At 64.6% G+C, this 12,631-nt stretch carries 14 protein-coding genes; 9 read left to right on the top strand and 5 right to left on the bottom strand.

The window, feature by feature from the left end; genetic code table 11:
- Positions 1–90: 90 nt before the first annotated feature.
- Together OUZ45_RS07240 and secB are read right to left on the bottom strand one after the other, a co-directional pair.
- Positions 91–1,116, bottom strand: a complete 1,026-nt coding sequence (locus OUZ45_RS07240) for an NAD(P)H-dependent glycerol-3-phosphate dehydrogenase (RefSeq protein ID WP_266169266.1) — start codon at positions 1,114–1,116, stop codon at positions 91–93.
- Positions 1,117–1,125: 9 nt separating this feature from the next.
- Positions 1,126–1,620 carry a protein-export chaperone SecB gene (gene secB / locus OUZ45_RS07235; RefSeq protein WP_266169265.1) on the bottom strand — a complete coding sequence of 165 codons (495 nt, stop codon included), beginning with the start codon at positions 1,618–1,620 and terminating at the stop codon, positions 1,126–1,128.
- Positions 1,621–1,972: 352 nt separating this feature from the next.
- Between secB and rpmB the strand changes: the two genes are divergently transcribed.
- The 3 genes from rpmB to OUZ45_RS07220 all read left to right on the top strand — a co-directional run bounded on the left by rpmB (position 1,973) and on the right by OUZ45_RS07220 (position 3,080).
- Entirely contained in the window at positions 1,973–2,209 is a 237-nt protein-coding gene (rpmB, locus tag OUZ45_RS07230) for a 50S ribosomal protein L28 (protein WP_266169264.1), read from the top strand.
- Positions 2,210–2,219: 10 nt separating this feature from the next.
- The gene (gene rpmG, locus OUZ45_RS07225; protein ID WP_008211962.1) at positions 2,220–2,387 is read left to right on the top strand and encodes a 50S ribosomal protein L33; all 168 of its coding nucleotides are present in this window, start codon (positions 2,220–2,222) and stop codon (positions 2,385–2,387) included.
- 141 nt (positions 2,388–2,528) lie between these two features.
- Positions 2,529–3,080 carry a DUF4166 domain-containing protein gene (locus OUZ45_RS07220; RefSeq protein ID WP_425601673.1) on the top strand — a complete coding sequence of 184 codons (552 nt, stop codon included), beginning with the start codon at positions 2,529–2,531 and terminating at the stop codon, positions 3,078–3,080.
- 65 nt (positions 3,081–3,145) lie between these two features.
- Here the strand turns inward: OUZ45_RS07220 and OUZ45_RS07215 are convergent, their stop codons facing one another.
- Together OUZ45_RS07215 and OUZ45_RS07210 are read right to left on the bottom strand one after the other, a co-directional pair.
- Positions 3,146–4,255 carry a saccharopine dehydrogenase family protein gene (locus OUZ45_RS07215; protein ID WP_266169262.1) on the bottom strand — a complete coding sequence of 370 codons (1,110 nt, stop codon included), beginning with the start codon at positions 4,253–4,255 and terminating at the stop codon, positions 3,146–3,148.
- 115 nt (positions 4,256–4,370) lie between these two features.
- A complete protein-coding gene (locus tag OUZ45_RS07210; protein WP_266169261.1) occupies positions 4,371–5,567 on the bottom strand; it encodes a DesA family fatty acid desaturase in 1,197 nt (398 codons plus the stop codon).
- 161 nt (positions 5,568–5,728) lie between these two features.
- Here OUZ45_RS07210 and OUZ45_RS07205 point away from each other — a divergent pair, with 161 nt between their 5' ends.
- From OUZ45_RS07205 to mutM, 6 genes are all read left to right on the top strand, one after another.
- Entirely contained in the window at positions 5,729–6,487 is a 759-nt protein-coding gene (locus OUZ45_RS07205; RefSeq protein WP_266169260.1) for an ABC transporter ATP-binding protein, read from the top strand.
- Complete coding sequence (locus tag OUZ45_RS07200; protein WP_266169259.1) at positions 6,484–7,272, top strand: ABC transporter permease; 789 nt, start codon at positions 6,484–6,486, stop codon at positions 7,270–7,272. Before OUZ45_RS07205 ends, OUZ45_RS07200 begins: the two co-directional genes overlap by 4 nt.
- The gene (locus OUZ45_RS07195) at positions 7,272–8,627 is read left to right on the top strand and encodes a GldG family protein (protein WP_266169258.1); all 1,356 of its coding nucleotides are present in this window, start codon (positions 7,272–7,274) and stop codon (positions 8,625–8,627) included. The genes OUZ45_RS07200 and OUZ45_RS07195 overlap by 1 nt, the downstream gene beginning before the upstream one ends.
- The gene (locus tag OUZ45_RS07190) at positions 8,624–9,115 is read left to right on the top strand and encodes a hypothetical protein (protein WP_266169257.1); all 492 of its coding nucleotides are present in this window, start codon (positions 8,624–8,626) and stop codon (positions 9,113–9,115) included. The genes OUZ45_RS07195 and OUZ45_RS07190 overlap by 4 nt, the downstream gene beginning before the upstream one ends.
- 169 nt (positions 9,116–9,284) lie before the next feature.
- Positions 9,285–10,709 carry an NADP-dependent phosphogluconate dehydrogenase gene (gndA, locus tag OUZ45_RS07185; RefSeq protein ID WP_266169256.1) on the top strand — a complete coding sequence of 475 codons (1,425 nt, stop codon included), beginning with the start codon at positions 9,285–9,287 and terminating at the stop codon, positions 10,707–10,709.
- Between the two features lie 189 nt (positions 10,710–10,898).
- Complete coding sequence (gene mutM, locus OUZ45_RS07180) at positions 10,899–11,726, top strand: bifunctional DNA-formamidopyrimidine glycosylase/DNA-(apurinic or apyrimidinic site) lyase (RefSeq protein WP_266169255.1); 828 nt, start codon at positions 10,899–10,901, stop codon at positions 11,724–11,726.
- A 73-nt stretch (positions 11,727–11,799) separates the two neighbouring features.
- On the opposite strand, the gene OUZ45_RS07175 is transcribed toward mutM, so the two are convergent.
- Positions 11,800–12,567, bottom strand: a complete 768-nt coding sequence (locus OUZ45_RS07175) for a hypothetical protein (protein WP_266169254.1) — start codon at positions 12,565–12,567, stop codon at positions 11,800–11,802.
- Between the last annotated feature and the right edge of the window lie 64 nt (positions 12,568–12,631).

The raw sequence follows: 12,631 nt of genomic DNA, 5'->3' as shown, positions 1-12,631 counted from the left end.
GCGCGCCTTTGCGCTCGTTTTTTGACGACGGGCGCAAAGGCGCGATTCAAACGAAGTGATGGGGGTAAATCGGCGCGCACGAACGGCCGCTTAGAATGGCCCGAACAGGCCCTGCGGGTATTCCGGCTTCTGCTCGCGCGACATCAGCGCCTTCAAGCCTTCGACCGGGGTCACTTCGCCATGCAGAACGGCGCGTACGCCGCTACTGATGGGCAGGTCCAAGCCGTGCTTGGAGGCCAGCCGGGCCACTTCATCGGCAGTAACCACGCTTTCCACCACCTGGCCGATCTGACGCACAGCCTCGTCGATGCCGATGCCGCGACCCAGCGCAAGACCGAGACGGCGGTTGCGCGACAGATCGCCGGTGCAGGTGAGCACCAGGTCGCCGAGCCCGGAAAGGCCCATCAACGTTTCCGGGCGCGCGCCAAGCGCCACGCCCAGTCGCAGCATCTCGTTCATGCCGCGGGTGATCAGGCCGGCGCGGGCGTTGAGGCCCAGCTCCATGCCGTCGGCGACGCCCGTGGCGACCGCCAGCACGTTCTTCATCGCGCCGCCCAGCTCGGCACCCAGCACATCACTGCCGGAATAAGCGCGGAAGTTCGGTGCGTGCAGCATCAAGGCGAGTTGATGCGCAAACGCATCGTCGTCCGAATGCACGGTGACGGCGCTGGGCATGCCCAGAGCGACTTCCTTGGCGAAGGACGGGCCGGTGATGACCGCCGCGGCACGTCCCGGCAGCTTCTCAGCCACCAGTTCATGCAGGAAACGGCCGGTGCCCGGCTCAAAACCCTTGGTAGCCCAGGCAATGCTGGCGCCAGGTTCGAGCAGGGGCGCGATCTCGTCCAGCATGGAGGCGAAAGCGTGGCTCGGTACGACCAGCAAGACGACCTCGGCACCGCGCACGGCGGCGGCGAGATCGCTTTCGTACTGTAGCTCCGCCGGCAATTGGATCTCCGGCAGATAGCGCTGGTTCTGACCGCTTTCGGCTATGGCCGCCAGCGCTTTGGCGTCACGGCCCCACAAGCGGGTGGGTACGCCATTACGTGAGGCCAGCGCGGCAAGCGCTGTACCCCACGAACCGGCTCCAAGGACCGCCAGAGTCGGATATTCAGCCATGGCGGGTGCTCAGCTGTTGAGCACCGGGGTCTCGTCGCCACCACCGGCCAAGCGGCGAGCCTGCTCGGCGTACAGTGCGTCGAAGTTGATCGGCTGCAGCAGGAACGGCGGGAAGCCACCCTCCATCACCAACGCCGAGATCACCTGGCGGGCGTAGGGGAACAGCAGGTTCGGGCAGTAGCTGCCGATGATGCCGGCATGATCGGCCTCGTTGAAGCCAGCCACGCCAAACACGCCAGCCTGCTGCACTTCGGCCAGATAAGCGGTGCGCTCGCCGACGGTGCAGGTCAGGGTAAGGCTCAGCACCACCTCATACAGGTCGTTGCCGAGATCCGTGGCCTTCTGGCCCAGATTCAGCTGAACCTGCGGCTGCTGGTCGGTCTCGCCAATCTCCTGGAAAATCTGCGGCGCGTTGGGCGCTTCGTAGGACACATCCTTCACATAGATCTTCTGCAGCACCAGCTGCGGCTGGCCAGCCTGGCCATTGGCGGTGACATCTGCCATCGGAAACCCCTCGCTATTAACGTATGCGGAAACGACAAAGAGGCCGATTGTTCCATACATCCCCGCCAGCCGCCATGAGACATAGCCGCCCCGCGGGTCAGAGATATCGAACAGGCTCTCAGCACAGATTGGTCAAAGTTTGCGCAGCGGGCGGGTTTTCTGGGAGAATGCGCGGCTCGGCCATGCCGGCCCGATCTTTCGGGCACGTTCGCAACGCGATGCGGACCTCACGGCAGCCCCCGAAAGCAGCACCCTCCAGCATCGCGTGGCGCAAGGCGCCGCTGGGCCGATGTCGCCCTGGCCAACGGGCGGTAAACGCTGCTCTTTATAGAGCACAGTCACGGAGGTCATCATGGCCCGTATTTGCCAAGTCACCGGAAAAGGTGTGCAGACCGGCAACAATGTCTCGCACGCAAACAACAAGACCCGTCGCCGCTGGTTGCCGAACCTGCATGAGCGTCGCTTCTGGGTCGCCAGCGAGAATCGCTGGGTCAAACTGCGCGTCTCCAACCAGGCGCTGCGCACCATCGACAAGAAGGGCATCGAGGCCGTGATCGCCGACCTGCGTGCTCGCGGCGAAAAGGTCTGAGGATTGAGCCATGGCTAATAGCAAACAAGACAAGATCCGCCTGATCTCCTCGGCCGGTACCGGCCACTTCTACACCACGCAGAAGAACAAGAAGAACACGCCGGAAAAGTTCGAGTTCAAGAAGTACGATCCGGTCGTTCGCAAGCACGTGATCTACAAGGAAGGCAAGATCAAGTAATTGATCGCTGCTCCTGAAGAAACCCGCCCTTGTGGCGGGTTTTTTTATGGCCTTTGACAGGGAGGTCAACTGTCTAGGCCAGGGGGTCTTTTCAAGGGCTTACCCATTGCCCGCCCACTACAGCCCAAGCATGATCGCGCCGTGTCGCCACATGCGTTATTCCCAGCCCTTATCAGCCCCACCGACTGGCCCCTGCTGGCGAATGCCGTGCAACGCATGCACGGATCTTCCAGGCACGTGCATGCAAGAGGCATGGCTCAAGTCGAAGGCGCCAGCCATTTCCCAGCCAAGCTCCTACGCAGGCTGCTCGGCCTGCCTGAACCCGGCAAGGACCAACCCCTCGAACTGACCATCGAGCGAGAGGGCGGTCGGGAAACCTGGACCCGGCTTTTCGAGAACGGGCAAATGCGCTCTACGCTTGAGCGCTCCGCCGACGGTAAACATCTGCGCGAGCAGCTCGGACCGATGGCCCTGTATTTCACCTTGAGCAGGGACGGCGAGACCATCGATTGGCAGCTGAAACGGGGGCGCTTCCTCGGCCTGCCTGTGCCGCGAGCGCTGCTCGGCAGCGTGCTTTCACGCAGCACCGCAGAACACGGCCGCTATGTTTTCCATATCGACACCCGACTGCCCTTACTCGGGCAGCTGATTGCCTATCGCGGCTGGCTGGAAATCACCGACGAACGCGAATAGCGCGCCCGTCATTATGCCGTCTGCCGGATCCCGCGCAGACCTGGCGCTTCATCGACTGAACAGGCTCAACTGAGCGTATCCATGCCTGTACGCAAGGCGTAACCCGCGAAGCCTGCTTCCAGCTGATCCAGCGTCAGCAGACCCATACAAGGCTGCGCGCCCTTGGCATCGATCAACCCATCTGCAAGGCGTTGCGCCAGCACAACCGCCGGCGTCACCGGCACCTGCGGCCCGTCGCCAGCCGCCGCATCGAGCCACCAGCGCAGCCGCAACGGCTTGTCATCCATGTCCGTGCCGCTCAGCTCCACCACCATGCCGCCGATATCCGAACCGAAACGGATAAAGCGCTCACTGAAGCGCCGCAAGGCTGGCGCGCATGCCGCCAGGTCGCGCATCAGGCCCAGCCTCACCAGAGCCGCCGCACACCAGGTACCGGCCTGCAGTAGCGGCAATTCCAAACCAGCACGGAACAGCACGGTGCGCACCTGCGAATAGCGCGCGGGAAACAGCTCCAGGTCCGGGATTTCGCATGCACCCACACGACGTCGCCCGAAGGAAAACATTTGCCGTTTGCCATCCATCCAGCCATAGACCCGCTGCCAACGCCCATCGCGCCACACGCGAATGGGTCGCCCGCAATAACCCAGGATTGAAGCCACGGTGGCATCGCCGCGCGGCGTGCGGTTGCCCGGGTTGATGGCATGTTCGATGGCATCGAGCTGGCGAAAACGCGGCAACAAGGCATCCACGACGGCGGCGCTCAGCGCGGGCACGCTCGATGCGCCGCTGACCAGCAGACGCCCAGCGGCTTTCGCGCGAGCGTCCAAACGCTCCATGCCACTGACAAAAGCGCGGCCGTCGGCCAGATCCACATAGTCGCTGCCACAGGCCAGACAGGCTTCCGCCACGCGGTAGTCCTGGCCCTGGAAGGGGCCTGCGGTGTGAATCACCAATTGCGGCCGCAGTGCGGCCAATGCCACCGCGAAATCACCGCCGGATACATCAAGCTCCGCTGTTTGCACGGACGAGTCACCGATAGCGGTACGCATCTCATCCAGCGATAGGCGATGACGCCCAGCCAGGATCAGGGCGAAGCGGTGGTCATGCGCCAGGCGGCGCGCCACCCGGGACCCGAAAACACCCGTGGCGCCGATCACCACAACACGCAAGCTCATCCTTGCTCCACTGCCCATTCCGATGCGCCGCATTTAAACCCAACGCGCGCGCCCACGCACGCCAAAAAAAAGCCCGCCGGAAGGGCGGGCCTTTTCATCGTTCGATGGCCGCGAATCAGGCGGCGCTGCTGACCGCGTAGGTCTTCAGGCGCTTGGCGAAATCCTGCAGGGCGCGGATGCCGCTCTGCTCGGCTTCGGCGATCCACTGCTGCAGACCCTTCAGAGCCTGCTCGGCACCGCGCTGCTCCATCAATTCGGCGAGGCGGGCGCGGAAGTCGCACACGACGCGCAGGTTGGGACGCTTGGCCAGTACGGCCTGCATGCGATCGCGGCCTTCGTTGTCGAGCCAACGGCCGCCATCGGCGAGCGAGCGGCGCAGGCGGCGCGGGATCGATTTGATGTTCTCACCGGCGTGCTGCGCTTCGTCGCGCAGGGTCGGCATGATCACGCCACGGTAGTAGTCGGTCATCGCCTGGAAGCGATGGGTGAGCAAGGCCTTCAGCGTTTCAGCGTCCGGCAGGTGCACGTTCGGACGCACGTCAAGCGTCGGCGCGACGCGCAGCACCTTGGCCAGACCCACGGCGCGCAATGCGCAGATGGCGGCCCAGCCGATGTCGAATTCCCACTTGCGCAGGGCGAACTTGGCCGAGCTCGGGAAGGCATGGTGGTTGTTGTGCAACTCTTCGCCACCGATCCAGATGCCCCACGGCGACAGATTGCGCGCGGTGTCGGCGCTCTCGAAGTTGCGATAGCCCCACCAGTGGCCGATGCCGTTGACGAAGCCGGCGGCCCAGAACGGGATCCAGATCATCTGCACGGCCCAAATGGCCGCACCGATCACACCGAACAACGCGAGATTGATGAGCAGCATCAGGGTCGGGCCCCAGTACGGGTGACCGCTGAACAGCTTGCGCTCGAACCAGTCTTCCGGCGTACCGCGACCGTACTTCTCCATGTCGGCTCTGTTGTAGCTGGCCTCGCGATAGAGCGACACGCCGTCCCAGAACACCTTCTTGATGCCGAAGATCATCGGGCTGTGCGGATCTTCCTCGGTCTCCACCTTGGCGTGGTGCTTGCGATGGATCGCCACCCACTCCTTGGTGACCATGCCCGTGGTGAGCCAGCCCCAGAAACGGAAGAAGTTGGCCAGCGCCGGGTGGAAATCCACGCCGCGATGGGTCTGGCTGCGATGCAGGTACAGCGTCACCGTGAAGATGGTGATCTGCGTCATCACCAGCACGTACACCAGCATGGTGACCCAACTGGCGCCAGTGAGGCCGTTGGACAGGAAGTTGAGCACTGTGTCGAGCATGAGAAACACTCAGATAGGTTGAAAGCGAGTCTAATCGAGGGTTTCCATACCCACCAGCACGGCCGCGCCACGTCATCGCGCGACCAAATGGAACGTGTCTTCACACGCAAGAACGGCACCCACCGGTTGTTTAACCATGGGGGCACCGTGACAATCAAGCAATGACTTTGCCACAACCCCTGTTAAAGCTTGATCAGCTTCGCCGGCATCGCGCCGGGCGGCCCGCCGTGGAGCGTCTCAGCCTGACGCTGGACAGGGGGCAGATCCTTGGCCTGCTTGGCGTCAACGGGGCGGGCAAGTCCACCACTCTGTCGATGATCGCCGGTGCCTTGCGCCCCGACAGCGGCGGCATCCAACTGAGCGGCGAAGACTTCCTGGAGCATCCCGCGCTGGCTCGTCAGCTGGTCGGCTGGCTGCCGGAACGTGCCCCTTTGTGGCCAGAACTGACCGTCAGCGAGCATTTGGTGGCTCATGGACGTCTGCGCGGCCTTCGCAGCAACGCGCTCAAACAGGCGCGCGACACCATCATCCAGCGACTGGAACTGGGATCGCTGCTGCGCCGCTTGGCCGGCGTGCTCTCACAGGGCCAGCGGCAACGTTTGGGCCTGGCCTGCGCGCTACTGCATCGACCGGCGCTGCTGGTGCTGGACGAACCGGCCAACGCCCTCGACCCCGTGCAGGTGGCCGCACTCCGCACCGTGATCCGCGAAGAAGCCGCGGCCGGCACTGCGGTGATCCTTTCCACCCATCTGCTGGCCGAGGTCACCGCCATGTGCGATCGCGTGGCGATTCTGCATGAGGGCAGCTTGCGCCACGATGCGGCGGTCACCGATAGCGATCACAAGGCGCTGGAGCGGACCTTTTTTGACATCGCCATGAACAACGGTGCCATGAACAACAGAAGGAACCCAACCGCATGAGTTCGACGTTCGCGGTGACCCGGCTGGAACTGCGCCGCCTGTTCGTTCGCCCGCTGGCCTGGGTCCTGGCCGCGCTCACACTGGCCCAGCTGGCATGGCGCTTCGTGCTGCTGCTGGGCAACTTCCTCGACAACCAGATCAAGCTGGCTGCCTTGCCGGGCGGCCCCGGTTACACCGATCTGGTCGGCGTGCCGCTGCTCAGCAGCGCATTGACCGTCGGCATCCTGCCGTTCGGCTTGACCGAACTGGCCTTGCTGATCGTGCCGTTGCTCACCATGTCGACGCTGGCCGGCGATCGCGCCAACGGCACGCTACCGCTGCTGTTCGCCAGCGGACTCGCGCCGTCGAAGATCGTGCTGGGCAAATATCTGGCCGTGTTGCTGTGGCTGCTGTGCTGGCTGGCGCTGACGCTGGCCATGCCATTGAGCCTCGCCCACGGCACGCACCTGGATTGGGGCAAGTTCGCCGCCGCCACGCTGGGACTGGTGCTGGCGCTCGCCGCGCTGGGCGCCATCGGCATCGCCTGTTCAGCGTTCGCTTCGCTGCCGGCCATCGCCGCGACCGCCAGCCTGACCCTGAGCCTGGCGCTCTTCACTGTGAATCTCGCCGCGCAGAAAGCTGGCGTCGACAACGATCTGGTCAACTGGCTGGCGATGAGCACTCATCTGGAAGCCCTGCTGCGTGGATTGGTGTCCAGCGCGGATATAGCCTGGTTCGTGCTGGCCATTGCCGTGGCACTGGCCTTGGCGACGCGCCGCCTCGCGGCTGACAAGGAGCTCGGCTGATGGCACGAGGGTTTAGACGTCTGGATGGCTGGCTGTTCGCATTGGCCCTGCTGGCTGGCGCCGGCGCCATCGGCTACCTCACCGTCCGCCACAACCACATCGCGGACTGGAGTCACGAAGGCCGCTCCAGCCTCACGCCGGAAAGCCAGGCGGTGCTGGCCACGCTGACCGGCCCGGTGGACATCGTCAGCTACGCCAACCCGCGGGGCGATCTGCGCCAGACCGTCAGCAGCTTCATCGAGCGCTATCGCCGGGTGAAACCCGATCTCACCTTGCGCTTCGTCGATCCGCAGCAAGACCCGGCCGCCATGCGCGAGCTGGGCATCACGGTGGATGGCGCACTGATCCTGCATTACCAGAACCGCGAGCAGCGGCTGGACGAACTCTCCGAGCGCAGCCTCACCAATGCACTGGAACGCCTTGCACGTGGCGGCGAGCGCGTCGTCGCCTTCGTCACTGGCGACGGCGAACGCCACGCCGACGGCAAGGCCAACGCCGATCTCGGCATGTTCACGGCGCAGCTGGAAGGCCGCGGCATGCGCGCCGTGCCGCTGAACTTCTCGCAGGTAACGGCGGTGCCGCAGCACACTGATCTGGTGGTGCTGGCCAGCCCCACACTGGCGCTGCCGCCAGGCGCCGTGAAGGCGTTGACCGACTACGTCGCCAATGGCGGCAATCTGCTGTGGCTGACCGAGCCGGCCAATGAGGACCTGGGGCTGCAGCCGCTGGCCGATGCACTCGGCGTACGCGTACTGCCGGGCGTGCTGGTGGATGGCCAAGGCACGGCATTGGGTCTGCAGGACCCGCGGCTGATCGCGCTAGGCAGCTATCCGATTCATGCGATCACTCGCGGCTTCACGCTCACCACGCTGTTCCCGCAGGTCTCCGCGTTGGCGCAAGTGAACCGCAGCGGCTGGGAGGTCTATGCCTTCCTGCGCTCCGGCCCGCAGAGCTGGACCGCATTCAAGCCCATCGACAACGCCCACGCTTCCGACATCCGGTACGACGCTGAGGCCGGCGAGTTGAAGGGCCCGCTGGATTTCGGTTTCGCGCTCACCCGTCTCTCGCCCAGCCCCGACAAAGGCGAGCAGCGCGTGGTGGTGATCGGCGACGGCGATTTTCTCTCCAACACTTTCCTCGGCAACGGCGGCAACCGCGCCTTGGGCGAGCGCGTGTTCGACTGGCTGCTCGGCGACGACGCGCTGGTGAACCTGCCGCCGCGCGGCGCACCGGATCGCTTGCTGCAAATCAGCCAGGGTCAGCTCAATGCCGTCACGCTCGGCTTCCTCGTCGGCCTGCCGTTGCTGCTGCTGGGGATCGGTGGCGTGATCGTATGGCGTCGACGCCGCGCATGAAGCGATCGATACGCCAACGCTTGATGTTGATCGCAGGCGCACTGGTGCTGGTTGGGTTGGCCGGCTGGCAGTGGCGCGATGATCGCATGACCGATCCCGGCACCTTGCTCAGCCTCGATCCGACAACGATCCATCGCATCGATCTCGAACTGCCCGGCGTCCCCGCCGAGCACTACACCAAGCGCGACGGCCACTGGCAGGCCAGCGACGGCGCATCTGGCCCCGCCGATGACGGCCGCCTCACCGAACTGGCCGCCACCGCTACCGCGGCGGTGCTGAGCTGGCGTCCGGCGAGCGACTTCGACCCTGCAAAAATCGGCCTCGCCCCACCGGCGGCGGTGCTCACCCTCGACGGACAACGACTGGAATTCGGCGAAACCTCCGTCACCGGCCCGCAACGCTACGTACGCGCTGGCGATCGCATCGCGTTGATTTCCGTTCGCTACACACCACGGCCCGCGCCGGCCAACGCCGCCAAAGTCCGCTAATGCTGCAAGCGTGTCTGTAGGAGCGCACCCTGTGCGCGAAGCCTACGAAGCGCGAGCCGCCAGCGCAGGTCGCCCACAGGGTGGGCTCCTACAGTCGACGTCGACGATCATCTTGCATGAGCCTTACCCTTCCCCATATTCAAGAAACCCTTTCGCCCGGAGCAACACGATGAGTCAGCAAGCGGTGGAGCAACCTGTCATTGGCGTGGTCGGCATGGCGGTCATGGGCCGCAACCTCGCGCTGAACATCGAGAGCCGTGGGCATACGGTGGCGATCTACAACCGCAGTCGCGAGAAGACCGACGAAGTGCTCGCCGAACGCCCTGACCGCCGCCTGGTGCCGGGATACAGCCTGCAAGCATTCGTCGACAGCCTGCAGAAACCGCGACGCATCCTGCTGATGGTGAAAGCCGGCGAACCCACCGACGCCACCATCGCCGAACTCAAGCCCCTGCTCGACAAAGGCGACATTCTGATCGACGGCGGCAACACCTTTTTCCAGGACACCATCCGGCGCGAACACGAACTCAGCGCGGCCGGCCTGCACTTTATCGGCACCGGTGTATCCGGCGGCGAAGAGGGCGCGCTGCATGGTCCTTCGATCATGCCGGGCGGCCCGCGCGACGCGTATGAACTGGTAGCGCCCATCCTCACCGAGATCGCCGCGCGCGCGCCCGACGGCGAGCCCTGCGTGGCCTACATGGGCGAGAACGGCGCCGGCCATTACGTAAAGATGGTCCACAACGGCATCGAATACGGCGACATGCAGTTGATCGCCGAAAGCTATGCCGTACTCAAGCAGGTGCTTGGCCTTTCCAATGCCGAGCTGGCCAAGGTCTACGCGGAGTGGAACGGCGGCGAGCTGGACAGCTATCTCATCTCGATCACCGCCGACATCTTCGGCAAGAAAGACCCCGAGACCGGCAAGGACATGGTCGACGTGATCCTCGACCGCGCCGCACAGAAAGGCACGGGCAAGTGGACCAGCCAGAGCGCGCTCGACCTTGCCGTGCCGCTGCCGCTGATTACCGAGTCGGTATTCGCGCGACTGCTGTCGGCCCTGAAGGATGAGCGCGTTGCCGCGAGCAAGCTGCTGAACGGTCCGGCCACAACGTCTTTCAACGGCGATCGCACCGCCTTCATTGAAGCCGTACGCCGCGCGCTGTATCTGAGCAAGATCGTGTCTTACGCACAGGGCTTCGCCCAGCTGCGCGCAGCGTCCGACGAATATCGCTGGAATCTGCCCTACGGCACCATCGCCAAGATCTTCCGCGCCGGTTGCATCATCCGTGCGCGCTTTCTGCAGAAGATCACCGACGCTTATGCGCACGACCCGGCGCTGGCGAACCTGCTGCTCGATCCGTACTTCCGCGACATCGCCACGCAATACCAACAGGCGCTGCGCGACGTGGTGTCGGCAGCGGTGCAGGCAGGCGTGCCGGTGCCGGGCTTTGCCTCCGCCATCGCGTATTTCGATAGCTATCGGGCAGAGCGTTTACCGGCGAACCTGGTGCAGGCGCAGCGGGATTACTTTGGTGCGCATACGTTTGAGCGGGTTGATAAGCCGGGGAGTTTTCATGCGGAGTGGGGGTGAGAGGTTGTCACAAGGGCCTACCCCCTCCCAGCCTCCCCCTGCAAGCAAGGGGAGGGGCAAAAGCTCAGGGCTTGCGACCACCTGCTCCCTCCCTTGCTTGCAGGGGAGGGCTGGGGAGGGGTAAGCCCTTGAGACACCCTTTCCCATTTAGCGACACCATCTGATCACCCCTCTAAAACCGACACCCCCGTGCCCGAACTCCCCGAAGTCGAAACCACCCGTCGCGGCATCGCTCCGCACCTGATCGGCCGCCGCATCACCAGCGTCACGCTGCGCCGTCCGGATCTGCGCTGGCCGATTCCGCCGGAAGTGAGCGAACTGCTGCCAGGCCAGTGCATCGAGAGCGTCGAACGCCGCGCCAAGTACCTGCTACTGCACACGCAGGTCGGCAGCGCGCTGCTGCATCTCGGCATGACGGGTGTGCTGCGTGTGCTGCCGCCAGACGCACTGGTCGGCAAGCACGACCACGTCGACATCGCACTGGAACCGACCGCCACCGAAGGACCGCGCGTACTGCGCTTCACCGACGCACGCCGTTTCGGCTGCCTGCTGTGGCAACCACCAGGAACGACACATGAGTTGCTTGCGAATCTTGGGCCGGAGCCACTCACCGACGATTTCGACGGCGACCTACTATGGCACGCCTCGCGCGGACGCACGGCCGCGGTGAAGCTGTTCTTGATGGACAACGCGGTGGTGGTGGGGGTTGGCAACATCTACGCCAGCGAGGCGCTGTTCGCTGCCGGCATCGATCCACGCCGACCTGCCGGTTCCGTGTCCCGTGCCCGCTATGCGCGACTGGCCACCGAGGTGAAACGCATCCTGGCCTGGGCCATCGAACGCGGCGGCACCACGCTGCGCGACTTCATCAAACCGGACGGCCTGCCCGGCTATTTCTTCCGTGAGCTTATGGTCTACGGCCGCGAAGGCGAGCCGTGCAAGGTATGCGGCACGGCCATCCGGCAAGCGGTGATCGGGCAGCGCTCCACGTTCTGGTGCCCTCAGTGTCAGAAGTGAGTGGAGAGGAGTGAGAAGTGAGAGAAGGCGGCGGGCGCCAACTCTCACTCCTCTCCACTCACTCCTCGCTCTATCAGTCCGGCCAGCGGAACTCGACGTAAGTGTTGTTGAAGTCCACGTCGTCTTCGCCACCACCGAGCTTCGCGGTCAACCCGCCCGGCTCGCCGCCAGTGTCGAGCGGCTGCCCGTCGCTGAAATGCGCACCCAACGCCTGCACATCCACCAACCGTTCGCACAGCATACCGGCGCGATCGATGTCGCTGTCGGGCACGTTGCGGATGCTCACGTCGGGGCGACCGAACTTGCGCATACCGCGGCTGTGGATCCAGTTGCGGCCCGTGTCGTCCTCCGCGTCGCAAAGGATCAACAGGTGGTTGCGGATCGGCGCGCCGTCACGCACCAGGTAGTGGCGGCGCCAGGTCGCGGCATCGAACAAGGTAAGGATCTGCGGATCGAGGATCGCCGTGCCACCAATGTCGAGCAGGCCCGCCAGCACACCGAGAATGTCGCGCAGGTAGCCGGTCTCGTGGCTGTCCTTGATACGACCGCGAACCACCAGCACCTGAGGTGCGTCCAATGCCGCCTTGTAGGCCTCCGGCGCATCGTCCTTGAACATGCGGCCGAGCGAGCCCTTGAGTGGGTAACCCTCCCACTGGCGTAGCGCCGCGTGGTGATGGCTGGTCAACTCGATGCCATCCGGCAGGCCGTCGCTGCCGTAGTCGGCCGAAGGCGCGCGCACCGCCTCGAACTGGCCGAAAACGTAGAACTGCACAACGATCTCCTCGTCGCTGGGCTGCCAATGCGGGCGCTGCCAGGCGGGGATGGTGATCGGGTTGGCCATGCGGGGATTCCTTGTGGTGGCCGTGGGCTTTAGCGACTAAGCGCGCAACCATGGCGCGCCCGAG

Source organism: Dyella subtropica (genome assembly GCF_026283965.1).
Classification (GTDB): domain Bacteria; phylum Pseudomonadota; class Gammaproteobacteria; order Xanthomonadales; family Rhodanobacteraceae; genus Dyella_D; species Dyella_D subtropica.
The sequence above is the reverse complement of the archived record's forward strand: the minus strand, read 5'-3'. Positions and strand labels throughout refer to the sequence as shown.

Bases quoted from the DNA above. Each gene is read 5' to 3' on its own strand.
- OUZ45_RS07240 (WP_266169266.1), bottom strand. From the start codon at position 1,116: ATGGCTGAATATCCGACTCTGGCGGTCCTTGGAGCCGGTTCGTGGGGT.
- secB (WP_266169265.1), bottom strand. From the start codon at position 1,620: ATGGCAGATGTCACCGCCAATGGCCAGGCTGGCCAGCCGCAGCTGGTG.
- rpmB (WP_266169264.1), top strand. From the start codon at position 1,973: ATGGCCCGTATTTGCCAAGTCACCGGAAAAGGTGTGCAGACCGGCAAC.
- rpmG (WP_008211962.1), top strand. From the start codon at position 2,220: ATGGCTAATAGCAAACAAGACAAGATCCGCCTGATCTCCTCGGCCGGT.
- OUZ45_RS07215 (WP_266169262.1), bottom strand. From the start codon at position 4,255: ATGAGCTTGCGTGTTGTGGTGATCGGCGCCACGGGTGTTTTCGGGTCC.
- OUZ45_RS07210 (WP_266169261.1), bottom strand. From the start codon at position 5,567: ATGCTCGACACAGTGCTCAACTTCCTGTCCAACGGCCTCACTGGCGCC.
- OUZ45_RS07205 (WP_266169260.1), top strand. From the start codon at position 5,729: ATGACTTTGCCACAACCCCTGTTAAAGCTTGATCAGCTTCGCCGGCAT.
- OUZ45_RS07200 (WP_266169259.1), top strand. From the start codon at position 6,484: ATGAGTTCGACGTTCGCGGTGACCCGGCTGGAACTGCGCCGCCTGTTC.
- OUZ45_RS07195 (WP_266169258.1), top strand. From the start codon at position 7,272: ATGGCACGAGGGTTTAGACGTCTGGATGGCTGGCTGTTCGCATTGGCC.
- OUZ45_RS07190 (WP_266169257.1), top strand. From the start codon at position 8,624: ATGAAGCGATCGATACGCCAACGCTTGATGTTGATCGCAGGCGCACTG.
- gndA (WP_266169256.1), top strand. From the start codon at position 9,285: ATGAGTCAGCAAGCGGTGGAGCAACCTGTCATTGGCGTGGTCGGCATG.
- OUZ45_RS07175 (WP_266169254.1), bottom strand. From the start codon at position 12,567: ATGGCCAACCCGATCACCATCCCCGCCTGGCAGCGCCCGCATTGGCAG.